The sequence below is a fragment of the uncultured Paenalcaligenes sp. genome (assembly GCF_947630565.1).
GTDB lineage: Bacteria > Pseudomonadota > Gammaproteobacteria > Burkholderiales > Burkholderiaceae_B > Paenalcaligenes > Paenalcaligenes faecalis.
In genome coordinates, this window is record NZ_CANRIC010000004.1 from 14893 (window position 1) to 37829 (window position 22937).

The 22937-nt window shown below is 45.7% G+C and carries 22 protein-coding genes, 1 tRNA gene and 1 riboswitch; of the genes, 7 read left to right on the forward strand and 16 right to left on the reverse strand.

The features are described 5' to 3' along the window. Window position 1: 1 nt before the first annotated feature. The 9 genes from Q0Z62_RS01530 to Q0Z62_RS01570 form a co-directional block, all read right to left on the reverse strand. Window positions 2-862, reverse strand: a complete 861-nt coding sequence (locus Q0Z62_RS01530) for an N-formylglutamate amidohydrolase (protein ID WP_269900582.1) — start codon at window positions 860-862, stop codon at window positions 2-4. 9 nt (window positions 863-871) lie between these two features. Further along, the gene (locus Q0Z62_RS01535; protein WP_298050302.1) at window positions 872-1888 is read right to left on the reverse strand and encodes an ABC transporter ATP-binding protein; all 1017 of its coding nucleotides are present in this window, start codon (window positions 1886-1888) and stop codon (window positions 872-874) included. Next, a complete protein-coding gene (locus Q0Z62_RS01540) occupies window positions 1881-2861 on the reverse strand; it encodes an ABC transporter ATP-binding protein (RefSeq protein ID WP_269900584.1) in 981 nt (326 codons plus the stop codon). The genes Q0Z62_RS01535 and Q0Z62_RS01540 overlap by 8 nt, the downstream gene beginning before the upstream one ends. Window positions 2862-2876: 15 nt before the next feature. Further along, the gene (locus Q0Z62_RS01545) at window positions 2877-3794 is read right to left on the reverse strand and encodes an ABC transporter permease (RefSeq protein ID WP_269900585.1); all 918 of its coding nucleotides are present in this window, start codon (window positions 3792-3794) and stop codon (window positions 2877-2879) included. Then, window positions 3791-4765: an ABC transporter permease gene (locus tag Q0Z62_RS01550; RefSeq protein ID WP_269900586.1), complete on the reverse strand. Its 975-nt coding sequence runs from the start codon at window positions 4763-4765 to the stop codon at window positions 3791-3793. Before Q0Z62_RS01550 ends, Q0Z62_RS01545 begins: the two co-directional genes overlap by 4 nt. Window positions 4766-4781: 16 nt before the next feature. Next, the gene (locus Q0Z62_RS01555; RefSeq protein ID WP_350339531.1) at window positions 4782-6365 is read right to left on the reverse strand and encodes an ABC transporter substrate-binding protein; all 1584 of its coding nucleotides are present in this window, start codon (window positions 6363-6365) and stop codon (window positions 4782-4784) included. A gap of 173 nt (window positions 6366-6538) precedes the next feature. Next, window positions 6539-6670: a putative transporter small subunit gene (locus Q0Z62_RS01560; protein WP_269900587.1), complete on the reverse strand. Its 132-nt coding sequence runs from the start codon at window positions 6668-6670 to the stop codon at window positions 6539-6541. A gap of 12 nt (window positions 6671-6682) precedes the next feature. Next, the gene (locus Q0Z62_RS01565) at window positions 6683-8353 is read right to left on the reverse strand and encodes a sodium:solute symporter family protein (protein ID WP_298050303.1); all 1671 of its coding nucleotides are present in this window, start codon (window positions 8351-8353) and stop codon (window positions 6683-6685) included. A 257-nt stretch (window positions 8354-8610) separates the two neighbouring features. After that, a complete protein-coding gene (locus Q0Z62_RS01570) occupies window positions 8611-9474 on the reverse strand; it encodes a DUF4922 domain-containing protein (RefSeq protein WP_298050304.1) in 864 nt (287 codons plus the stop codon). Between the two features lie 136 nt (window positions 9475-9610). Between Q0Z62_RS01570 and Q0Z62_RS01575 the strand changes: the two genes are divergently transcribed. Genes Q0Z62_RS01575 through Q0Z62_RS01585 form a run of 3 tightly spaced genes read left to right on the forward strand, consistent with a single transcriptional unit; the run spans window position 9611 to window position 11235 of the window. After that, the gene (locus tag Q0Z62_RS01575) at window positions 9611-10126 is read left to right on the forward strand and encodes an ecotin (RefSeq protein WP_298050305.1); all 516 of its coding nucleotides are present in this window, start codon (window positions 9611-9613) and stop codon (window positions 10124-10126) included. Window positions 10127-10144: 18 nt separating this feature from the next. Next, entirely contained in the window at window positions 10145-10498 is a 354-nt protein-coding gene (locus tag Q0Z62_RS01580; protein WP_333473129.1) for a CidA/LrgA family protein, read from the forward strand. After that, a complete protein-coding gene (locus Q0Z62_RS01585; RefSeq protein ID WP_298050306.1) occupies window positions 10495-11235 on the forward strand; it encodes an LrgB family protein in 741 nt (246 codons plus the stop codon). Before Q0Z62_RS01580 ends, Q0Z62_RS01585 begins: the two co-directional genes overlap by 4 nt. Here Q0Z62_RS01585 and Q0Z62_RS01590 read toward each other — a convergent pair whose 3' ends face one another. The 4 genes from Q0Z62_RS01590 to Q0Z62_RS01605 all read right to left on the reverse strand — a co-directional run bounded on the left by Q0Z62_RS01590 (window position 11236) and on the right by Q0Z62_RS01605 (window position 14945). Beyond that, on the reverse strand, window positions 11236-11853 hold the full coding sequence (locus tag Q0Z62_RS01590; RefSeq protein ID WP_298050307.1) for a trimeric intracellular cation channel family protein: 618 nt from the start codon (window positions 11851-11853) through the stop codon (window positions 11236-11238). It lies immediately after the preceding gene. A 10-nt stretch (window positions 11854-11863) separates the two neighbouring features. Then, window positions 11864-13090, reverse strand: a complete 1227-nt coding sequence (locus Q0Z62_RS01595; protein ID WP_298050308.1) for a muropeptide transporter — start codon at window positions 13088-13090, stop codon at window positions 11864-11866. A gap of 14 nt (window positions 13091-13104) precedes the next feature. Next, window positions 13105-13728, reverse strand: a complete 624-nt coding sequence (gene metW, locus Q0Z62_RS01600; protein WP_269900594.1) for a methionine biosynthesis protein MetW — start codon at window positions 13726-13728, stop codon at window positions 13105-13107. Next, window positions 13725-14945: a homoserine O-acetyltransferase gene (locus Q0Z62_RS01605; RefSeq protein ID WP_298050309.1), complete on the reverse strand. Its 1221-nt coding sequence runs from the start codon at window positions 14943-14945 to the stop codon at window positions 13725-13727. The genes metW and Q0Z62_RS01605 overlap by 4 nt, the downstream gene beginning before the upstream one ends. After that, window positions 14937-15015: riboswitch (SAM riboswitch) on the reverse strand. Its footprint overlaps the gene before it by 9 nt. 200 nt (window positions 15016-15215) lie before the next feature. On the opposite strand from Q0Z62_RS01605, the gene Q0Z62_RS01610 reads away from it, so the two are divergent. Together Q0Z62_RS01610 and gshA are read left to right on the forward strand one after the other, a co-directional pair. Continuing rightward, a complete protein-coding gene (locus tag Q0Z62_RS01610; RefSeq protein ID WP_298050310.1) occupies window positions 15216-15431 on the forward strand; it encodes a helix-turn-helix transcriptional regulator in 216 nt (71 codons plus the stop codon). 91 nt (window positions 15432-15522) lie between these two features. Beyond that, the gene (gene gshA / locus Q0Z62_RS01615; protein ID WP_298050311.1) at window positions 15523-17091 is read left to right on the forward strand and encodes a glutamate--cysteine ligase; all 1569 of its coding nucleotides are present in this window, start codon (window positions 15523-15525) and stop codon (window positions 17089-17091) included. 41 nt (window positions 17092-17132) lie between these two features. Here the strand turns inward: gshA and Q0Z62_RS01620 are convergent. Further along, window positions 17133-17207 (reverse strand) — tRNA-Arg (locus Q0Z62_RS01620). A 209-nt stretch (window positions 17208-17416) separates the two neighbouring features. On the opposite strand from Q0Z62_RS01620, the gene Q0Z62_RS01625 reads away from it, so the two are divergent. Then, entirely contained in the window at window positions 17417-18295 is an 879-nt protein-coding gene (locus Q0Z62_RS01625) for a c-type cytochrome (RefSeq protein ID WP_298050312.1), read from the forward strand. 64 nt (window positions 18296-18359) lie between these two features. Here Q0Z62_RS01625 and Q0Z62_RS01630 read toward each other — a convergent pair whose 3' ends face one another. Further along, window positions 18360-19880 carry a 3-hydroxyacyl-CoA dehydrogenase gene (locus Q0Z62_RS01630; protein ID WP_298050313.1) on the reverse strand — a complete coding sequence of 507 codons (1521 nt, stop codon included), beginning with the start codon at window positions 19878-19880 and terminating at the stop codon, window positions 18360-18362. Window positions 19881-20064: 184 nt separating this feature from the next. After that, window positions 20065-22440, reverse strand: a complete 2376-nt coding sequence (locus Q0Z62_RS01635) for a xylulose 5-phosphate 3-epimerase (RefSeq protein ID WP_298050314.1) — start codon at window positions 22438-22440, stop codon at window positions 20065-20067. Between the two features lie 180 nt (window positions 22441-22620). On the opposite strand from Q0Z62_RS01635, the gene Q0Z62_RS01640 reads away from it, so the two are divergent. Next, a complete protein-coding gene (locus Q0Z62_RS01640; RefSeq protein ID WP_269900601.1) occupies window positions 22621-22860 on the forward strand; it encodes a hypothetical protein in 240 nt (79 codons plus the stop codon). Window positions 22861-22937 lie beyond the last annotated feature (77 nt).

Genomic DNA, 22937 nt, shown 5'->3' on the forward strand with positions numbered 1-22937 from the left:
CTTAGAGCTGGCTTTGTACATAATCTGCAATCGCTTTAGACAAACCCGCTAAACTACGCTGCAAACGCACAAATCCAGCATTTTTCTCAAACGTGATCTCATTCATATAAAGCGTACGATTAATTTCGACTTGAATGCTGTGTTTGTTTTGGGCTGGCTGTCCCATACGCTCAATGAGTGCGACCCCTTTATAGGGATCATTACGTGCCACAGAATACCCCTCCTCGAGCAAAAACTGTTCAATACACGCAATAAAGCCTTCATCACACGTCGTCCCATCACGGTCTCCCAGAACGAAATCGGCGAGTGGTTTATCTGCCAAGCCTAAACCCACATACGCATCTGAGGGCATTGAATGCAAATTAACATGCCATAACGCCCCAAACTGCTCATATAGTGCTGATGCCCTGTCTGCCAACGCCTGATGATAGGGTCTATAGTAGTTTTCTATACGGCTCTGAACCTCTGCAACCGTCAATGCGCGGTTATAAATCTCTGCGCCTCTGACTTTCTTCCAAATCAATCCATAACCAATTTCGGTTTTAACTGTTGGTTGTAAAGGGTGAGGCCATTTTTCACCCGAAGCGAACAACGCACTATCAATATCATTTTCATCTCGATTAGGATCTATATAGGTACGAGGAAAATTGGCCTCTAAGAGCGATGCCCCAAACTGGGGCAAAGCTTGCCATAACTCATCCACGTAGGTGTCCTCTCCCTGCCGCAATAAGGGCATCGCTAGGGCCACATTAAAATCTGCTGGATAAATAATGCCACTGTGTGGCGAATCACACAGCAAAGGCAAGGTAGAGCTCAAAGGTTCATGTAAAACAAATGGTTTAAAGTCAGTGCTAACCGGCATGGTACACCCCTATAAATGAGTTTTATTATCAATTAAATGACAAGCACTACGATGTTCAATATTCATGTTTGTATCCACTACCTGCAATACCGGTTGCTCTAGGCGGCATCGATCAAAGGCATGTACACAACGTGGATGAAAAGCACAACCTGAAGGTGGGTCTAAAGGCGAAGGCAGCTCGCCTTGAATAGGTATAAAGTCTCGTTTTTCTGCCCGCAACTGAGGCAGTTCCTTTAGTAATGCCTGAGTATATGGGTGCTGAGCATGCGAAAAAATGGTTTCTACATCCGCTATTTCGACCACACGTCCTAAATACATAATAGCCACCCGATCAGCGATATGGCTCACCACACCTAGGTTATGGCTAATAAATAAATAGCTCAGCGTAAACTCCGACTGCAACGCCTTAAATAAATTCAGCACCTGAGCTTGTATAGAAACATCTAAAGCCGCTACGGCCTCATCACACACAATCACAGAGGGATTTAAGGCCAAGGCTCGCGCTATGCCTATACGTTGTCGCTGCCCACCAGAGAACTGATGCGGGTAGCGAAAACGAGTGCTTGGATCTAAGCCTACTTTTTGCATTAACCCAATGACAAAATCCTCTAGGTCTGCCTGACGAATCAACCCATGCACCACCGCAGCCTCGCCAATGCTGTCCAACACCCTCATGCGTGGATTTAAGGATGAAAAAGGATCTTGAAAAATCATTTGCACCCGCAGCTCGTACTCTTTGCGCGCACGAGCCGACAGCTCTGTAATAAGCTGTCCATTATAGAAAATCTGACCGTGACTTGGATTCAGTATCCCCGCCACCATACGTCCCAATGTCGATTTACCACAGCCTGATTCACCCACAATCCCAAGCGTTTCACCTGTACGTAATTGCAAATCCACCTGACTTACTGCATGCACACTCGCCAAGGGCTTTTGACCACTTAGACGGCGTATGAAACGAGAAAACACATCTTCGTCGGGAGAAAAATCGCGCCCCAGTTGTTTAAGTTCAATCACATTATCCATACGTCACCTGTTGAGCATGCCAGCAACGATGCGAGTGCCACGGGCTGAGTTGAACTTGCTTTGGGTCACTATTGCATTGCTCTGTGGCTCGTTGACACCGCATCCTAAATGCACAGCCTTGTCCTAAATTCAGCACAGAAGGCGTACTGCCTTGAATCTGGTATAGGGGCTGCCCCCGTGTTGCCGCAGAGGGGATAGAGGCCATTAGCCCTTGGGTATAAGGGTGTACAGCATGATGAATGATATCCTCAGCTGTGCCCGTCTCTACTATGCGCCCCGCATACATCACTGCCAAGCGGTCAGCCAGCCCCGAGACAACCGCCAAATCATGAGTAATCCAAATCAGCGCTGTACCTAGCTCAGCACACAGCTTTTGTATTTCATACAGAATTTGTCCTTGAATGGTGACGTCTAAAGCTGTGGTAGGTTCATCAGCGATGATGAGCTTGGGTTCATTCAATAGCGCGATCGCTATTGCAACCCGTTGTCGCATTCCCCCAGAAAGCTGATGCGGATAAGCGATCAACCGATCCTCTGCCGCAGGAATCCCCACCTTTTTCAGCACAGCTAGACTGCGCTCTCGGGCCGCCGTTTTAGAGACTGTGTGATGGGCGCGAATTGCCTCTATCATTTGTGTATCTATACGCAACGTCGGATTGAGGGTCATCATCGGATCTTGAAAAATCATAGCCAGCTGATTACCCCGTAACTGCCTATAGCTTTCTTGATCCAAAGACAACAAATCCACGCCATCAAATAACATACGATCTGCCGTAATTTTGCCAGGATGATCTATCAACCCCATAATAGAAAATCCTGTGATACTTTTTCCAGAGCCTGATTCGCCAACCAAGCCCAGTATCTCTCCGGCCTGCAACTGCAGTGATACACGATTGACGGCCTTAACAACCCCAGCTCGGGTATAAAACCAGGTCTGCAAGCCTTGTATATCTAATAATGAATGCGTTGTCATGGTTTCAGTCGCCTTTTAGATGTCATTCCGTGGATTCAAAATATCCCGTAGATGATCCCCGACCAAATTGATGGCAATCACTAAAATCGCTAACGCCATCCCGGGGAAAAATGAAATCCAGTAATAGCCAGATAATAAAAACTCAAAGCCATTGGAAATCAACATACCTAATGAAGGCTCTGTGACCGGCACGCCCACCCCTAAAAAGGACAGCGTAGCCTCTAGGGCAACCGCATGGGCTAAATCAATGGTCGCAATCACCATTAACGGCGGAATACAGTTAGGAAAAACGTGACGCCATAAAATACGCGTCCAAGGTAATGCCATACAGCGCGCAGCCTCTATGTATTCCTTATTACGCTCTACGATAGCTGCCCCACGAGCTGCGCGAGCAAAATAGGCCCACTGCACTACAATCAATGCAATGATAACTTTATCAACCCCCTTTCCTAAAATAGCTAATAAAATCAAAGCGACTAAAATCGCTGGAAAAGAAAGCTGCATATCGACTAAGCGCATTAACACGGCATCGACCCGTCCACCAAAATACGCGGACAATAACCCTGCAGCGGAGCCAATCAGAAAAGCAGCTGCTACTGAAATAAAGCCCACCATCATACTGATCCGCATACCATATAAAATCGCAGATAATACATCTCTGGCTTGACCATCCGTGCCAAGCCAATAGGTCATTGTCCCGTCACCGCTGGGGCTTCCGGGCGGCAACTTCGTATCAAAAATATCCAATGTAGCGATATCAAATGGATTTTGTGGGGCAATCCAGGGCGCAAGCAGAGCAAGTAAAATAGTCAGTACCAATACCAGCAACGCCATCACCGCTAAAGGACTAGAGCGATATTGCTGCCAAAACTGTATCCAACGACTTTCGGTTTTAGGCTGTGAAGGCTGAACCTGCGTCATGAGTTCTGTCATTTAGCACCCCCTAATCGCACGCGTGGATCTAAAACGGTATACAAAAGATCCACCACTAGATTCAATAGCGCCAGCAGCAAGACCGTCAACATTAAATAGGCCACCACCACGGGCCGGTCTAAGGTAACGATAGAATCTATCAATAATTTACCCATACCTGGCCAAGAAAAAACGGTTTCGGTTACCACAGCAAAAGCAATAATTTGACCGTACTCTAGGCCCCCTATCGTAATAATAGGAATAAGAATGTTTTTTAATAGATGTACCCCTAAGACGCGTTTTTCTTTTAAGCCCTTAGCTCGGGCAAATTTGATGTAATCCTGAGGCAAGCATTCTCGGGTGGCGGCACGCGTGACACGAATAATCAATGCACATTTGGCTACAGCTATTGTGGTGGCGGGTAATAACACATGCTTTAAACCCGCCCACGTAAATACACTCAGCTCTATAGGCCCAAAACTCTGAGTCGGTCCGCGCCCCCCAGCTGGTAGCCAACCTAGCATCACCGCAAACACCATAATTAGCATTAAGCCCACCCAAAAATTAGGTAGCGAAAAGCCCAGAATGGAGCTAGCCATAACACTACGAGCCCCCAATCCATTCGGATAAAGCCCCGCGTAGATTCCCAAAGGCACACCCAAAAGCAGTGATAAGAGCATGGCTAGAGTCGCGATCTCTAGGGTGGCAGGCATACGTTCTAAAATTAAACGCATTGCTGACTCACCATTTAAAAAACTGGTACCAAAATCTAAGTGAATCGCCTGACTAAGAAAAATAATATATTGGCGCCATAGCGGTTGATCTAATCCTAAGTGCTGTCGGATGGCAGCACGTTCTAGTTCAGAGGCCTCTGGACTGGCCAGCATAGAAATCGGATCACCCACTAAATACAAACCACTAAAAACCAGTGCTGACATAAGCAACACAGCAATAGCCGTTTGAAAAAGGCGCCGTAAAATGGTTGAGGTCATTTACGGCACCTTGGGGTTATTTAGCTAAGTACATGTCTTGAGCTAAGGTGAATTGATCTGCTCGGCCATCATAACGAATCTCTTTTTTCATGGCCCAGACGGAAAGCTCAAACTGCAAAGGCAAAATACCGTAATCCTCAATCACCATCTCTGAGGCAGTACCAAGTATTTGTGCTCGCTCGGAGTCATCTAGCGTTTTAGAAGCACTAAGAATGAGTTCGTCCAGTTTAGGATTGTGATATTTGCTCCAGTTAGTCGTACCGAAACCTTGAGCTGGGTCTTTACTCATGACTAATGCCTTTAACGGGTTAATCATTTCTCCGGAGCTAACGGCCCACCCCGCCAAATACGAACTAAACGCATATTGATCGCGCTGTTTAAAAAATACCGCTGGCGCAGAGGTTTCTACCTCTGTTTTTACACCAATCCGAGCCCACATCGCTGCCACCGTTTGGGCTATACGTTGGTCATTGGTATAACGCCCAGCCGGAGAACCTAAGCTAAGCGTAAAGCCCGTTGGATAACCTGCATCAGCCAGTAGCTGTTTTGCTTTAGCTACATCCGGCTTAGGTGCCTGAGCTAATTTCTCTGAGGTGCCGAAACCAGGGAAAGCCAGCAAATTACCAGCAGCCTGTGCCGCACCACCCATAATTCGATCCACAATGGCTTGACGATCAATGGCTAACGATAAGGCTTCTCGTACACGTATATCAGCTAATGGATTTTTACCGTCTGTACCTGACATGCCAGGTGGCACCTCATCACCTTGATTCAGCGCCACATAAATAACTCGTAACGAGGGGGTTTCTTGTACATATAAATTAGGGTCTTTTTTTAGACGATCTAAGTCATCGGTAGGTGGGTCCTCAATCAGATCCACATCACCCGCTAGTAGGGCTGCAACCCGAGCAGCAGGATTCGATATGGGTCGATAAATGACCTTTTCCCATTCTGGTTTATCACCCCAATAATCGTCATTACGCTGGAAAACAATCTCTGCACCTCTTTTCCAGGACACAAATTTGTAAGGCCCTGTGCCAATTAAGCCATCACCGCTATTTAGCTGCGTAGTGGTTTTACCCTCGGGAGCATCTCCGGCGGCGGCTTTATGCGACATAATAGGCACCATCGACAAATTAGGTAACAGCACAGGAGATGGGCCTTTGGTTGTGATCTTTACTGTGTGCGCATCCACTGCTTCTACCGTATCAATGGTGCTTAAATACAAAGCATAGGACGACGGGCTATTCGGTACCTTATGTGCGCGCTCATAAGTAAAAACGACGTCCTCTGCGGTAAACGGCGAACCATCCGTAAAGCTCACGTCTTTACGTAAATGAAAGAGCCAAGTATTACCCTCTACACTCCAAGACTCAGCTAAAGACGCGACGGGTTTTGCTTGGCTGTCTGTACGCACCAATGGATCAAATAAAGTTTCAGATAATTGAGTATTTGGTGTTAATGAATGGTATTGCGGGTCCATCGCTGTAGGCTCTGCCCGCAAAGCGATAATTAAATCTCGGGCGTGTACCAGGCCAGCACTGCTTAATAAGCTGGCGGCTAATGTAGTAAGCAGTAGTTTTTGCTTTATTGCTTTCATTCTTGTCTCCTGTTTGGATAAGTACCAACGCAAGCTAAGTCTGTAGACTCTACTAACTCTTACTCAGTGTAGACGGCTATGCCAAAATCAAAGATACGTGTTTTCCCCATAAAAAAGCTCCTTGGCTTAAGACCAAGGAGCTTTTTCAGCACGAACGAAATACCAAATGCCTGTTAGAGCATGTCGCGCCCTTCTCGTTTAGCTGCGCGCAAATCACGGACTAACGAAACCAGCAATAACAACAGAATTCCGGAAGAAATCACTGGCCAAACCAAAATATAAAACACTAAGGTATTGATACTCATGGGGATCTCCTATTATTTATTGATTTGAGCTTGATTTAACATGGCGTCTTCTTCGGCGTGGAAAGAGGTAACTCGCTTTGCCAATACAGAGAAGTCAAAACGCTCTTTACTATTCCAGCTCATGGCAATACATACTGCCGCACTCACACCATAAGAGGTTAACGAGCCTAGCAATACCGTGTAATCACGTAAGAACCCGATGAAATATGGCATGAAACCAAAGGCTGCCAATACCCCTACAGCAATCGCCATCTGACGTGGAAAAAAAGCAAATGTCATCAATCCCAATACCACCCCAGCACCTGCAGAGGCCGCGATCTCAAAGAAAATGCCGATCACACCATCTAATGGCAATAGTTCAAAACGAACAAGCGTAAATAAAGTGACAGCAGCAATCACAGAGGTCGTAAAAGCGCGGTTTGTGACCTTTTCCCAGTAAAAACTAACGATCACAGGGAATACAATAGCTCCCCATAGCGCACCCACAAAAACGAGCATCACTAAAATATCTAATCGTAAGCTCGCAAAAATAACACCTATCATGGTTGCCACAATCATCGTCATACGGCCCCACCACAACATACGCTGTGGATTCGGTTTACCTTTAGCGACGTTCTTGCCGTAAATATCCGTCATCACAATAGCAGAAAGCGCACATAAATCCGCATCTGCTGTTGAGGATAAAGAGCCAATCACTAAGATAAAAAACAGCGCAATACCCATTGGAGGCAAGTACAAGGACGCCATCTGAGGAATAATATTATTCATGTCTCCATTCGCGGGTTGAATTCCTGCAAATAGAGCCAGTAAACCAAGCATCCCCAATCCAATCACCACGCCAGCATAACCAATAGTCGCGGTTAAGAACGTTGACTTAATCAGGTCTTCACGTACTGCAAATAAGCGCTGTGCGATGGTTTGATTACCAATCGCATAGGCTAATACCGCTACAAAGTAAGGCGCACCTTGTTCTAAAATAGCTTTGGTAGAAAAGAAATTAGCCTGCTCTGCATCTAAACGCCACATGTTTTCGCTTAGGAACGTCGCGCCTCCGGCATTGTAAAAAATCAATGGAATAATAATAACTGCCGCTAAAATCATCGCCACTAACTGAGCAAAATCCGTCATCACAGATGCACGAAAACCCGACCATAATGTGTAAGACAACACCCCTAAACCGGCAATCAAAACCCCTTGAATAAAACTAAGAGGGCTAAGTACTGATACCAAAGCACCTGCTGCGGTAAAGTTCACCATCAAACTAATACAACTGCCTAATAGGTTAGATCCTGCCATAATCATCTGGCTAGATTTACCATGACGTGCATGAATTACCTCGGCTAAGGTATGGGCATCTGGTGCGAGTTTTCTAAAACGTCGTCCAAAAGGATAAATAAACAAAATCATCAGCGCACCCCAAAATCCATAATGGATGGGGCCTGAAAGACCGTATTTAAATCCAGAGGTTGCGCTGGCATAAAAAGAAGCAGCCCAAATCCACGTTGCAATCATACTTGCTGCAGATAAACCAAAACCTACCGCACTATTTGATACCATGTAGCCGTCTACGTTCTCATTCTTTCGACTAATCATCAAAGACATCAAAAACGTCGCTACATAAAAGCCCACCATCAACAATAAGGTCGTTGATGTTGAGAGCTGAAAAAAAGCGGATTCCTGCATATTTTTTCACTCCTCTATACGTGTTATGTTGCCCTTTCTTGATTTATAAATAGGCAACACAACCCTTTTTGCCCCCATACAAACGGGCAACTAAAAAATATCGAAGGTGAATAAGAAATGGAACCTATCCATTTTTTATGCACCTGATTCATTAGCCTTATGCATTTATTGCATAAGGCGGGTAAGACTCAAGCATTGTAACTACCTAAAAGCCTTACGTCTAGAAACTACTAATTGATACAAATCAAGATAAAACACTACTCGGTAACTGCAGCCAAGACCTGCATAATCCCTTTTTCTTTAACTAAATCAATATGTTCTAGTTCTCGTACATAAATCATACCGGCAAAAGATAAAGCATTCAGTGCGATCTCATCACAGCGCTCTTGCTTGCGAGGCACTAATAAAAGCCAACCATTTTGAATCAACATATTCATCGGTGGCATCAAGCCATTTTCATCTGGGATGAGTTGTAGTTTTTTGCAAGCAAGCTGATACGCCTGATAGAGTTCTCGGGCATATTCCTGTGCCTCGTCAGAGGGAGGAACATAAATAAACACATGATTAAAGTCCCAGTCGCGCTGTTGCTGAGGCTGCTGCTGTATGTCTTGGTCCAAGCCTTGGACAAAAGGTAATAAACTGGCATTTGCCGGGTCGTCAGGTAACCACTGTAAATGCAAATGACGCTGACTGGCTCCCGCCTCTGGGCCACCATTATAAAACCCTAGGCCTTGATGCTCTGCCAAGATAAAGCTGAGAGCTAAAAAATCCTCGTATTGCAATACTGAGCGCTGATCTGCAAACTCCACTCTAGGAATCACCAAGTGACGCTCACAAACGGGAAATTTATTTAAAATGGCATGGTGATAACCACCCAGTTTTCCGACTGTCAATATAGGATCTGGCGGTAAAAAAGGATTAAAGTCTGGATCTAGGGGACCACCGGGAAAGCCTGTGGGGGCACTGCGGTCTTTTAGGGACAGCGCAGGTATCCAACATACATGAAAGGCTATGTCTTTAACCTGTACTGGTTGCGCCTGAAACTGTATTGGTTGCAAGTCGCCTGACGCCAATGCCTTTTCTATGCACTGATCGATGCTCTGTAGTAACGGCATGGTCATAGTTGTCTCCTGTATTTCCTACGCTTTTAGCATTTCATCAGACTGATTTATCGAGTATAAAGTCCATAGCTATCTATTTCGTTGTTCTAAAACGGCGTAGTACGGTGGTCTTAATTATTATCAGATAGGTTTAATTATGCTGCATTCTGCACTATTGCACCCATGGCTAAAACCCTTAGTTTTCATGACATGCGCTGTCTTTTTATCCACCCCACCCGTTTGGGCCGAAGATCCGGTGACAAACGCTGACCCAACCTTAGAGTCCTTTCCTGCCCCTGCCGCAGACTATGAGCGCCATGTAATTCGCTTACCCGTGGGTAACTATGAAAATAACCTAAAAATTGAATTACTGCCGGGGAAAGTTCAAGAGACGGACTGTAATCCACAGCATTACACAGGCCTATTTCAGGAAAAAACGCTGGAAGGCTGGGGCTATAACTATTATGAGCTCAGCGAGCTAAATGGCCCCATAAGTACGAAAATGGCTTGTCCTGACAATCAGCAAACCCTGCAGTTCATACCCGTTCATAGTAATGGCTCATTATTACAATACAACAGTAGACTTCCTGTCGTTGTGTATCTTCCTAAAGGCCTAGAGTTACGTTGGCGGACTTGGGTGGCTACGCCCTATAATACTGCGCCTACTGAATAATAAGAGTCCATCCACTCCATGCCTATTATCCTTGCTTTTACCACCCTCTTCGTCTTTCAGTTATTCGGAGAGGTGACGGTACGTAGTTTATCATTGCCATTACCCGGCCCATTGGCTGGCATGCTGCTGCTATTGCTAGGGCTCATTCTTTATAAAAAGATCCCCAAAGCCCTAGAGCAAACCTCCACTTTTCTAATTCAGCATTTAATGCTGCTTTTTACGCCAGCAGTAGTGGGTGTTATGCTCTATTTTTATCGTATCCAAGAAGAATGGTTCCCTTTTTTAGCAACCATCATTATTGCAACTTTCCTTACACTAGCGATCAGTGCCTTTTGCCTCTCTTGGCTACTAAAACGCGAGAAAAATAAATGATAAAAGAGGACCTGTTTCGCATTTGGATGTTTTTAACCGATAGCCCCCTGCTTTGGCTCACTCTCACGCTTTGCGTGTATTTATTATCTTTATATATTTATCGGCGCAGCCACTCCAACCCACTCTTACTGCCAGTACTCACCTCTCTATGTGGCATGGTGGGTATTTTAGTCATCACTAAAACCCCTTATGAAACCTATTTTGAAGGGGCTCAATTTATCCACTTTCTGATTGGGCCTGCTACTGTTGCGCTAGCAATCCCCTTATACAAGCAGTTGCCTAGACTCAAAGAGCTATGGCGTCCTCTTAGTATTACCTTAGTCATTGGTGCATTAACTGGTTTAATCAGCAGTGTATTAGTTACGACCTGGACAGGAGGAAGCACGGAAATGATTATTTCCTTAATGCCAAAATCCTCTACGATGCCTATTGCCATGGCCATGTCAGACTACTTTGGCGGGCAGCCCTCTTTAACGGCCGTTTCTGTCGCCTTTACTGGCATTATAGGTAGCGTAATGGCGACCCCCGTGTTTCATCTGCTCCGTATCGAAGACCCCATCGTTAAAGGGATCGCCACCGGAATTTCGGCTCATGCTATTGGTACAGCCAGAGTGATTCAAATCAATGAAACCATGGGCGCCTTTTCTGCTTTAGCCATGAGTGTAACAGGGGTTTTAACGGCGGTATTTATGCCTTTTGTAATGCAATGGGCACGTGTTATGGGCTGGATCAACTAATTAATGCCAATCGTCTCGGTACACAAACCGAGGCATTTGCCAATTAAAACGTAGCGCTAAAAACCTAAAGGTCAGCCCGACTCCCATTGGAATCAGCATGCTGGCTAACTCATTGACCTCTTGATGAATCGCCAGCAAATATAAGCCGCCCGTTACCATGGACACACTGGCATACATTTCTTTGCGAAAGAGCAAAGGGATGTCATTACACATAATGTCGCGCAGCACGCCCCCAGCACAACCGGTAATCATGCCACTGAGCAATACAATAGTGATAGGTAACTGCATCTCTAAGGCTATTTGGCAGCCAATGACGGTGAATGTCACTAGGCCCAATGCATCCAAAGCCAAAAAGAGCTTGTTGAGGTGTCGCATGAGGCGGGCTGTTAGAGCGGTAAAAATAGCCGCCCCTGCCGTCATCCATAGGTATTCTGGATGGGCTACCCACGTTAAGGGATAATGCCCCAACAACACATCACGTACAGAGCCCCCACCTAAGGCAGTAATACAGGCAATCACGCAGACACCAACCCAATCCATATCTCGCTTGCCTGCCGCTAAAGCAGCAGTCATGGCCTCGGCCGTAATCGCAATCAAATAAAAAGTTAAGAGCATCATAGACGTGTGCCTAAGAATCCAGCGCTAAAATAGTAGCTCGTTTATACCAAAGCAGTACGATCCCCGGTAGTGCTAAAAGGACCGTGACGAGGAAAAAACTAGGCCAACCTAAGCTTTCAACCAAGGGTGGTGTCAATGGGCCGGCTAAATAAGTCCGCCCCACAGCAGAAAGAGCCGACAATAATGCAAACTGGGTTGCTGAAAACTGTTGATTACATAAGGCCATCAATAACGCAACAAAGGCTGCTGTCCCCATGCCCCCACATAGATTTTCAATGGCGACCACTGTACCCATTAAGACTAAATGAGGTTCGTTAACGGCTAATACCCAATAACCAAAGTTTGATACCGCCTGTAATAATCCAAATAACATCAGCGATCGATAGAGCCCAAAGCGTGCCATTAAACCGCCACCTAATAATGCACCTATGATGGTCGCTGCTAAACCGAAAATCTTATTTACCATGCCAACTTGAGCGACTTCAAAGCCTGCGCCACGGATTAAAAACGTGGTGGAAAGCGCTCCTGCAAAGGCATCACCTAACTTATACAACACAATCAACAATAAAATGGTGATGGCTTCAGGTCGTTTAAAAAACTCAACTAATGGCTCAACAACAGCGCTACGTAACGAACGCGGAGGTTTAACTACAAATTCAGGCTCGGGTGCTAAAAAGGTGGCTACTGCACATAAGGCCATAATCAGCCCCATCACCATATACATCCCCCCCCACCCTAGCCATTTATCAGCAATGACCAGAGCTAAACCACTGGAGGTAATCATGGCTAACCTATAACCTAGCACTTTTACAGCAGCACCGGCGGCTCGCTCATTGGTACGCAATACATCTGTACTATACGCATCAAAAGCGATGTCTTGGGTGGCAGACATAAAAGCAACAAAAACAGCCAATAGAGCAATCAGCCCTAATTGATGGGCAGGATTAAATAAGCCCATTGCCGCAATGGAAAGCCCTAACAATAACTGACTTAGAGCAATCCAACCCCGTCGCCTACCCAGTATAGGAACCGCATAACGATCTATTAGTGGAGCCCACAGAAACTTCAAGGTATAGGCGGAGCCCACTAAGGTTAAAAATCCAATTTGCGTCAGTGACACCCCAGCCACCGTTGCCCATGCCTGTAAAGTGCCACTGGTCAACGCCAATGGCAGACCACTCGCAAAACCTAAAACTAAAAGAGAGAGGACGCGTGGATTAAGATAAACATTAGACACAATAACGACCAATGCTAACGGGCAGCATAAGGAGACTCAAAACGATAAAGGGCTAATGTGCCACGTAAACCGGGTAAGAAACGCAATTCATTTTTACCATCAAACACCACTCGATCTAAGATGCGTAGTCCTAAAGACTTTGCCAAGTCTTGAAAATCCCTGAGTGTACAAAGATGAATGTTAGGTGTGTCATACCACTCATAGGGCATTTCTTTGGAGACAGGCATGCGCCCCGCCAAAATAGATAAACCATGAGACCAGTGACCAAAGTTCGGAAAAGACACAATGCCATAACGAGCAACTCGCGCCATCTCGCGCAAAATATGCTCTGTGTTAATCATGGACTGCAATGTTTTAGACAACACCACCGTATCGAAATGTTGATCCTCAAATAAAGCAAGGCCATCTTCGAGGTCTTGCTGAATCACTGCCACACCACGACGCACACTGGCGACTACGGCTTGTGGGTCCCGCTCAATCCCTGAGCCTTGGACATTTTTTGTGCGCTGCAAATACGCTAACAACTTTCCATCAGCACAACCCAAGTCTAATACGTGAGTCGAGGGTTCAATCCAACTTGCGATACGCGCCAAATCAGGGCGCTGAGCTAGGCTCACGGCATTATCGACTGGGTTCATGCCAATACTCCTGTAGTACGCTGACGAGGCCCTAAACCTAACTGCTCGGCGATTTGATCATAATAGCCCTGCACCACACCGTGATAGCGGCGATCATCTAATAAAAAAGCATCATGCCCGTGGGGTGCATCGACCTCGGCATAGGTAACCGTTCTTTTGTTTTTTAACAACGCCTTGGCGATTTCACGTGATCGTTCTGGTGTAAAACGCCAATCTGTAGTGAAAGAAACCAATAAAAACTTCGCTTTTACAGCCGCTAAACTACGGGCTAAATCACCATTGAACTCGTGAGCAGGATCAAAATAATCTAAGGCTCTAGTAATCAATAAATAGGTATTTGCATCAAAATACTGGGAAAACTTTTCTCCCTGATAACGCAAATAGGATTCCACCTCGAACTCGACACCATAATCATATCGGTACTGCCCGTCGTCTTTGGGATCACGCTGTGCTCGGCCAAATTTCTCAGCCATCACTTCGTCAGATTGATAGGTAATATGCCCCACCATGCGCGCAACAGAAAGCCCTCTTTTGGGCACAGTATTACGACTGTAATAATCCCCTTCGTAGAATTCAGGGTCGGTAATAATAGCCCGACGAGCAACCTCGTTGAAGGCAATGTTTTGAGCGCTAAGTTTGGATGTGCTGGCAATCACAATACAATTTTCTAACCGATCAGGACAGGTAATCGCCCAACTCAGGGCCTGCATACCGCCTAATGACCCTCCCATCACGGCAGCAAATTTTTTAATACCTAAATAATCCGCCAAACGGGCCTGTGCATGCACCCAGTCTTCCACTGTCAATAAAGGAAAAGCTGCGCCCCATGGTTTACCTGTTTCTGGGTTGATACTGACAGGGCCAGTAGAGCCAAAACAAGAACCAATATTATTAACACCAATTACAAAGAAGCGATCTGTGTCCAAGGCCTTGCCCGGACCAACCATATTGTCCCACCACCCCACATTTTTGGGATCGGTCGGATCAATACCTGCCACATGATGGGAGGCATTGAGAGCATGGCACACTAACACTGCATTACTACAATCGTGATTAAGCGTGCCATAAGTCTCTACGGCTAGTTCATAGCGTGGCAAAACCTGCCCACTAGACAAATGCAGGGGTTCATCAAAGGCAATTATTTCGGGCGTGACTATACCAACCGAGCCCTCGGGAATATCAATAGAAGCGTGTGGAGAAGTAGTATTTGAGACCATGACTGGACCTCTTTAGCTGGATTTATGGAGCGCCCGCAAGCAGATCAAGCAAATCGGCGCCAACAAAAATGATAAGTAATAAGTGTAGCACCTTCGACCATAAAATCCAGATTCCCTAGCAGGGAAACAGCATAAATGCCTACTGTGAGAAATACTTAAGGACTAATACTAGCTAAAAAAAGCTTGAGCATTTTTTTATTAAAGCCAACAATCAATCACACAAGTAACCAACTGATACCAAATAAATCTTAGTGTTTTAAGGATATGCTCATGATTAAAAAAGCCTTAAGCCCTAAAGAGCGGGAATGTCTCTATTGGGTCGCTCTAGGTAAAACCACGTATGAAATAGGCATCATTCTGGGGCTTAGCTACCACACCGTTAACTTTCACTTACGTAACGTTTGCACTAAGCTTGATGCCCCTAATCGTTCTGCGGCCATTGCCAAAGCCTTTCATTTCGCCATTCTCAAATTACCCTCCAACTAGAAGGTCCACTCTACGCTAAGCCCTTTCCCTTTAATCCTAATGCGCATTACAATCAACCACATAATTAGCCAGTTATAAGTGAACTTAGGTAATGACATTGAGCCAGAATCGTATAAAAACCCTCTCTTCCAATTTGACATTGCTTAGCGATATTCGCCGAGGCGTAGAAAAAGAGGGCTTGCGCGTAGATCCTACTGGGTTTTTAACCGCCACGCCGCACCCTGCGGCGTTAGGCTCGGCGTTATGCAATAGTCGTATTACCACTGACTACGCCGAATCCTTGCTTGAGTTAATCACCATTCCGCATCACTCCGTCGAAGAACTACGCGATGAGCTTTTACATGTGCATCAGTTCGTTGTGCGCCATATCGGAGAGGAAACCATCTGGAATCAATCCATGCCCTCCCATTTGCCTGCGGAACCCGATATACAAATTGGCTGGTATGGCGAATCAAATACAGGCATGTTTAAACACATTTACCGACGTGGTTTAGCCGAGCGCTATGGTAAACGTATGCAATGTATTGCGGGCGTTCACTATAATTTTTCATTACCAGATGCTCTTTGGCCTGCGTTACAAATGGATGGTCGTACACTTCAAGAACAACGCTCAAATGGCTATTTAGCACTAATACGCAATTTCACTCGTTATTCGTGGCTATTGATGTATTTATTTGGCGCATCTCCTGTGGTGTCCAAAGACTTTTTAGACAGCCAAAACCTGCCCTTAGAGCAAGTTGCTCCTGATACTTACTGCTTACCTTGGGCGACTAGCCTACGCATGAGTGACTTGGGCTACCAAAACAAAGAGGCCCAAGCTGAACTACAGCTGTGCTACAACGATTTAGATACTTTTTTACTACGCATGCGCAAGGCAGCCACCACGGTTTGGCCTGCCTATGATGAGATAGGTACACATCGTAATGGCGAATGGATTCAGCTTAATACCAACATTCTACAAATTGAGAATGAGTACTACTCAAACATCCGTCCTAAACGCACGCCTAAAGACAATGAGCGCCCGTCCTCTGCTTTAGCACATCGTGGCGTCGAATACGTAGAAGTACGTTGCTTAGATATCGACCCTTTCGATCCTATTGGTTTATCTGCTGAAAGTGCTCGATTCCTAGATGCTTTTTTATTATTCTGTGCCACCGAACCAAGCCCTATTTTTCCAGACGGCGGCTTTTGCCAAGACAGTAAAAACAACTTTGCTAAAGTCGTAGCCGAAGGACGTAAACCGGGTTTGCTGCTGCGCAATCAAAACAAACAAGACGTGGAATTAAAGAGCTGGGCCGAAGATATTATTTTAGCCATGCAGCCCTATTCTGAGCTATTCGATCAAGGTAGCAATCAAACGCTCTACCAAGACGCCCTCGCTCTACAACTGGCAAAAGTCCAAGATTCCAGCCTTTGTCCATCAGCTCGTTTACTTTCAGAACTACAAGCCTCAGGACAAAGTTTTGTCGACTTCAGCTATGCACAAAGCCTTGCTCATAAACACTCACTACTCAATACGCCATTAGCCTCTGAGATAGAACAGGATTTTCAAGCAAAAGCCATTTCCTCCCTAGAGGAGCAAGCAGACATCGAAGCCGCCGAAAAGGGCCAACCTTTTGAAAACTACTTACAACAGTACCACGGCTTATTAGACACATAAAAAAAGCGGTCTAGGAAAAAACCTAGACCGCTTTTGTATTCTGGCGCGCCCGACAGGAATCGAACCTGTATCGAGAGCTTCGGAAACTCTAATTCTATCCATTGAACTACGGGCGCTTAATAAACCATTTTACCCCGTATAATAGAATTTGTTGAGTTTAATTTTTTTAGCGGTAAAATCTAGCTCAAATCATAGATACACCCATAGCGCTGTTAGTTCGCTATAATTACACATTGGTACATACCAACCCATAAATCTTGCGGCCCCAGTAGTCATTTTTCGGTGGTCCGCCAACCCACTCTGTACGAATTCGCAGGATCTGACTATGAGCCTTACGGAACAAAAATCTCAGAATAACGACGATGCACAATCTGTTCACGTCAAAAACCCTACCCAAATTTTTTGGCTAGCAATGGTGTTCTTAATCGCTGTTGGTGCAGCGATGTTTTTCATTGACCAAAACACCAATGACTTACGAACAGGTAAAGCACGCTTGGACAACTCCGAAGGTGTTGCCTCTAGAATCCAGCCTGTGGCTCAATTTACCCTCAATGTGGTCGAAGGCGAGCGTCCATTAAAAACAGGTAAAGAGGTTTACGAGGCAACCTGTACCACCTGTCACGCAACAGGCGTAGCTGGTGCTCCTAAATTTGGCGATAAGGCCGCATGGGCGCCTTACATTCAAACTGGCTACGAAGCCATGTTGAACGTTGCTTTAACAGGTAAGGGTGCTATGCCAGCTAAAGGCGGTAACACGTCTCTTAAAGACCTAGAGGTTGAGCGAGCTATGGTTTACATGGCAAACGAAGCCGGCGCTAGTTTTGCTGAGCCAGGTGATGCTGACGGCGAGGCAAAACCCGCTGATAAAGCCGAAGCTCCTGCTGCAGACAAAACGGCAAGCACTGCGGTTGCCACAGCCCCCGCTGCTGCTGGTGGTATCCCTGCTGCTACAGCAGAGCAACTCGCGACCGGTAAAGGTCTCTACGATGCCTCTTGTTTCGTCTGTCATGCTTCTGGCGTAGCAGGTGCTCCTAAATTTGGTGATAAAGAAGCCTGGGCGCCTTACATAGAAACAGGTCTAGATACCATGTTGCAGATTGCTATCTCGGGTAAAGGCGCCATGCCCCCCCGTGGTACAGCTATGAATGCATCGGATGACGATCTACGCGCAGCCATTCTATACATGGTCGAACAAGTACGTTAATTTGCTTTCGTGCATAAAAAAAGCCTCGCTCTGATGAACGAGGCTTTTTTATTAGCTATAACAATTAGCGTGTTGTACGTAAAGATACCCCTAATTGCACTCGACGCTGCAACCATAAGCTAGGGCGATAACGCATATCCCCTGTCACAAATTGCATGGACTGCAAAATTTCTAAAAGCAAATCGCCCCCTACATGATCACCTACAGAAAGTGGGCCTCCGTGTGGGTAGCCAAGTCCTAAAGAAACCGCCGTATCAATATCCTCTGCTGTAGCAATACCTTGCTGTGCAATGTCACACGCGCCATTCACGATTGAGGCCACCAAACGCTGCGCTACAAAACCTGCGGAGTCCTCTATCACACTCACCTCTGTGCCATCACTAGCAAATAGCGCCACAGCACTTTCTGTCCATGCATCATCAGTAAGTAAAGAACGCATCACTACGCGACGACGACCTGTCTCTAAGCCAAAAGCTGTATCTAAGGCGACTGTACGTGCCGCATCTAAACCAAAATTAGCCACAACCGTCGCCACATCCTCTCCGTAAGGAGTTACCACGATCAAGGCATCGTCAGGGGCTTCTTCGGTTTCTAGCAAAACGATATCTAGTGTGCTTAGTAACGCATGTGCGCGTGCATAGCCCTCTGGATGCAAAGGAGCCAACCAAACCTTTAAGCCTGCTTTATGTTCTGGTGCAGGTAGAGTCTCCGGCAATTGTTTTTGTCCATCCACATAGCGATAAAATCCTTCGCCTGTTTTACGACCTAAGATCCCACCAGCATACCGTACGGCAGTAATTGGTGAAGGTCTAAAGCGAGGTTCTTGATAGAACTGATTGTAAATAGACTCCATCACGGGATGTGACACATCTAACGCCGTCAAGTCCATCAGCTCAAAAGGCCCCATTCTAAAACCAGCCTGCTCACGCATAATGGCATCTACAGTCGCAAAATCAGCAACTTGCTCTTGGGCAATTTTTAAGCCTTCGATATTCATGGGGCGACCCGCGTGATTCACGATGAACCCCGGCATATCTTTAGCTCGTACAGGGGTATGGCCCATTTTTTTAGCAATAATGACCAACTGATCACAGACTGAGCTATCTGTTCGTAAGCCCTCTATTACCTCGACCACTTTCATTAATGCCACTGGATTAAAAAAGTGAAAGCCTGCGACTCGATTCGGTTTTTCGCAGGCTTGTGCTATGGCGGTAATCGACAGTGAAGACGTATTCGAGGCCAATATACAGGTATCACTAACAATGGACTCAAGCTGTTTAAATAAATCCTGCTTAACCGTCAAATTTTCTACGATAGCCTCTACCACTAAATCCACATCGCTCATTTGCGCTAAATCGGTACAAGCAATTAGATTCGTTTGAGCTTGCTGTACTTGCTCTGGGCTCATGCGGCCTCGCTCTACTTGACGTGCCCAAATCTTGCCTAGCTGGTCTTGGGCCTGCGTAATAGCCGCTTCACGCACATCAAATAAACGAACCATATAACCGGCCTGTGCTGCAATTTGTGCAATACCTTGCCCCATGGCACCAGCACCGATAATCCCTATTGAATTGACTGCGGACATAATGTCTCCTCTGTGTTATCTACGTATATTTAGAAACGATACATTTATTAAGAATAATATCAAAATTATGTAGTCATTTTGTGTTTTAGACGCTATTTAGTCCTAACAATGAAATAACCTCTTCTTTTTTGAAAAAAACACAAGTGAGACCATTAAAAAAGGGACCTTGAGGCCCCTTTGTTGTTTAATACGTTTTTAATACTAAGGGATCACCTACCCCCAGCACTGCATCCACCTCTGTGGAACTTAAATAGTCCTGCAATTTTGTTTTGGTACTGTGTGCATATGCTTTTAACACATGTGCCCATGTTGCATTATTTGCAAACTGCATACCAAACTCATCTAATGTCCCACCACGATTGATATAACCCAACACGGAACTGGTGAAAGCATGTGGAAACAAATGCCACAAATGGCCACGAAACACCTCTGGGCGCATGTGCGTTAACGCAATACGGTGTACGAAATAATCAGGACATAGTTCGGCTAACTTTTCAGGGATAATCACCTGCTCTAGCTCATAGACATCTCGTGCGTGACGTAGTTTACCTGGCTCCTGAATATACACTAATCTATAGCCATGCCCTTGATCTTTAAGGCGTTGGGCCGCAACCTGTATTTGCTCTAGCTGATAGCTACCATTTGCAAATAACAGCACCGGCTCCTGTCCATGATACTCATCCAGCACTACCGCCCCATCCCTTGCCAAAAGCCTTGCTTGTTCTGGTGCTAAGTACGCGGCCCGTTCACGCTTAGGGGCAACCACACAAGCAATCTGCCCACGACTCGCATAAATAGATGGTAATACCGCCATAAAACTATTGTAATCTGCCGGAAAAATCACCCTAGACACATCACTCATTTCACCTAATAAGGCTTCGGCAAACGTCGTGTCTTGATGAGACTGTTGGTTCTTACCATTCTCCCAAGTGTGAGACGTCGCCACCACTGGCCAGCTAATCCATTGGGCAGGACGACCTATTTCTTTTTGTTGACGAGCAAAAATAATACGCTGACGTAAAGCCCCAAGCATCTTTACACAAAACGCCTCGTAACTAGCGACTAGGTTCAACCCACTCTGATTACCTATACATGCTGATACAACGGCCTCTTCGTTGAGTGCTGTAATCACAGCACCATGAATGGATTCATTATCCCCTTCTGGATCACTAACTCGATGCTTGAGGGTTTTTAAGACACTCAATAAACGATTGCTTGCCAGTTCATCTGGATTTCCGACCCGAGGACGTAACTGCGGATTCTTCTCTACCAACTCCACAAAATAACGATCCAACGCTGCCATCGGACTACTCATTGTGCCTTTATCCACAAAGTGGAGTTCAGGTAATACCGGTTCTACTGGATGACGATTCGCAACGGGATTATCTCTTTCTAATACACGCTGCTGCGCTTGGTGTGTTTGTAAGATCGTCAAACTACGAGCGAGGTCTGTAGGGTTCACCCATAATGGTTTTGCATACTTATTAAAGAGCTGGCGCACCGTTTCATCTACATGGGGATTAGCGGGCAAGGGTAAGTTATGAGCGGCATTTTCATCCGCACCATAAAACCCAAACCCCTTTGTTGTATGTGCTATACCATACGGGATCGACAGCGGATACTGCAGATGTCCCGCTTCCACTAATTGCACACGTTGTTTTAAACGTTGTTCCATGTCCCATAACGTATAAACAAACATAGCCGGATCTCTACCATCAAACGCAATAGGATCAAAGCCACACCCTTTCAAATGATCGATAAAATCACTTAACCCCTCTAAGGTGCCCATTTGTGTACGTTGCTCAATTCGACGACCATTGGCAATCATGATTGGTAAGGCTGCCCCCGAATCCTCTGCTCGCCACCAACGTGGAATCCAATCACTGCCTCGCTGCTCTTCTGCTGCACCATCCGATAAAAAAGCGACTAACTTTTCGCCGGGTAATGGCATATGTGCATATTGCAACTCAGCAAAACCTAAATAGCCACCTTCGATAATCCCACCTGCCGTATGTGGATTCACATGACTCCCCAAGGGAGCAGAAGCAGAACCATCAGCGGCTAAGCCATAACCATAAAAATCCTGCAATAACCGGTTTAAGCCAGCCTCACCCCCACCATAGGCCTGTTCCTGTTCAGGATGTAAATTATTTAAAAGCACATTAATGGACTCAATCGCAGCTACGCTATGACCTTGCCCCATAAGCCAAGCACGAGTCTCACCGGTGAGTGCATTTAACGTCATATAGGCAGCATAAGCAGGCACCATATTTAAGGCGCCACCAGTATGGCCTTCTGGTTGCACTTTAAAATCATCTGCCTCTAAGGCTGAACCGTCCAATCGCACCCGATTGGCATAGGTCATATGTACAACCAGCCACATTCCCGCTGCTGTCAAATGATCCAAGGCAATCAGCTTTTCATATACGGCCTCTGTATTTGGCTGCTTCGCCTCGTCCACCAACTGTTGCGCCATCTGAGCAATCGCCATTTGCGTCTCTTGGCTATGTTGAATTGGCCCATAACCCTGCTGCCAACGAGAAATCATCGAGTTTGCCATACACGCTCCCTTTTAATAATTGACCCTAACAATCAAAGATAGCGCATTTCTCATAACTTTGCCTGAGCAGAATAACCACACTTAATCCCAACCTAGGGTTTACCCTTGACTTGCGACTAGGGTAAACCCTATAATTATAATACTGTCAGCTCTAAGGCTTTATTAACTAAGGATTTTTCCATGGCTACTCTATCTACTGATTACCAATACACACGTTGGAGTGACTCCCTAGAGCGCTCTGTTATGAACCGAGCTCTTAGCAATGGTGAGGCTGTGTCAGTAAAAGAATTAAGCAAAACCATGGTTAAAGGTCTTAAAAAAGTAGCTCATGCATTCTCTAATCGCATGATTAAAGTGGCTGAAGCTATGTACGAAGCACGTATGCAACAAGCACACTCAATTGCTCACCTGTACTACTAGGTCTTAATAAAGCAAAAAAACCGCGTTTTTAAACGCGGTTTTTTTTGCTTGTTTTCATTCCATTTAGAGCAAAATGC

Coding starts and splice junctions, on each gene's coding strand:
- Q0Z62_RS01575 (WP_298050305.1), top strand. CDS start 9,611: ATGCTGCATTCTGCACTATTGCACCCATGGCTAAAACCCTTAGTTTTC.
- Q0Z62_RS01535 (WP_298050302.1), bottom strand. CDS start 1,888: ATGGATAATGTGATTGAACTTAAACAACTGGGGCGCGATTTTTCTCCC.
- Q0Z62_RS01605 (WP_298050309.1), bottom strand. CDS start 14,945: ATGGTCTCAAATACTACTTCTCCACACGCTTCTATTGATATTCCCGAG.
- Q0Z62_RS01635 (WP_298050314.1), bottom strand. CDS start 22,440: ATGGCAAACTCGATGATTTCTCGTTGGCAGCAGGGTTATGGGCCAATT.
- Q0Z62_RS01625 (WP_298050312.1), top strand. CDS start 17,417: ATGAGCCTTACGGAACAAAAATCTCAGAATAACGACGATGCACAATCT.
- Q0Z62_RS01550 (WP_269900586.1), bottom strand. CDS start 4,765: ATGACCTCAACCATTTTACGGCGCCTTTTTCAAACGGCTATTGCTGTG.
- Q0Z62_RS01630 (WP_298050313.1), bottom strand. CDS start 19,880: ATGTCCGCAGTCAATTCAATAGGGATTATCGGTGCTGGTGCCATGGGG.
- metW (WP_269900594.1), bottom strand. CDS start 13,728: ATGAACCCAGTCGATAATGCCGTGAGCCTAGCTCAGCGCCCTGATTTG.
- Q0Z62_RS01530 (WP_269900582.1), bottom strand. CDS start 862: ATGCCGGTTAGCACTGACTTTAAACCATTTGTTTTACATGAACCTTTG.
- Q0Z62_RS01540 (WP_269900584.1), bottom strand. CDS start 2,861: ATGACAACGCATTCATTATTAGATATACAAGGCTTGCAGACCTGGTTT.
- Q0Z62_RS01590 (WP_298050307.1), bottom strand. CDS start 11,853: ATGATGCTCTTAACTTTTTATTTGATTGCGATTACGGCCGAGGCCATG.
- Q0Z62_RS01585 (WP_298050306.1), top strand. CDS start 10,495: ATGATAAAAGAGGACCTGTTTCGCATTTGGATGTTTTTAACCGATAGC.
- Q0Z62_RS01545 (WP_269900585.1), bottom strand. CDS start 3,794: ATGACAGAACTCATGACGCAGGTTCAGCCTTCACAGCCTAAAACCGAA.
- gshA (WP_298050311.1), top strand. CDS start 15,523: ATGACATTGAGCCAGAATCGTATAAAAACCCTCTCTTCCAATTTGACA.
- Q0Z62_RS01580 (WP_333473129.1), top strand. CDS start 10,145: ATGCCTATTATCCTTGCTTTTACCACCCTCTTCGTCTTTCAGTTATTC.
- Q0Z62_RS01570 (WP_298050304.1), bottom strand. CDS start 9,474: ATGACCATGCCGTTACTACAGAGCATCGATCAGTGCATAGAAAAGGCA.
- Q0Z62_RS01565 (WP_298050303.1), bottom strand. CDS start 8,353: ATGCAGGAATCCGCTTTTTTTCAGCTCTCAACATCAACGACCTTATTG.
- Q0Z62_RS01640 (WP_269900601.1), top strand. CDS start 22,621: ATGGCTACTCTATCTACTGATTACCAATACACACGTTGGAGTGACTCC.
- Q0Z62_RS01560 (WP_269900587.1), bottom strand. CDS start 6,670: ATGAGTATCAATACCTTAGTGTTTTATATTTTGGTTTGGCCAGTGATT.
- Q0Z62_RS01610 (WP_298050310.1), top strand. CDS start 15,216: ATGATTAAAAAAGCCTTAAGCCCTAAAGAGCGGGAATGTCTCTATTGG.
- Q0Z62_RS01555 (WP_350339531.1), bottom strand. CDS start 6,365: ATGAAAGCAATAAAGCAAAAACTACTGCTTACTACATTAGCCGCCAGC.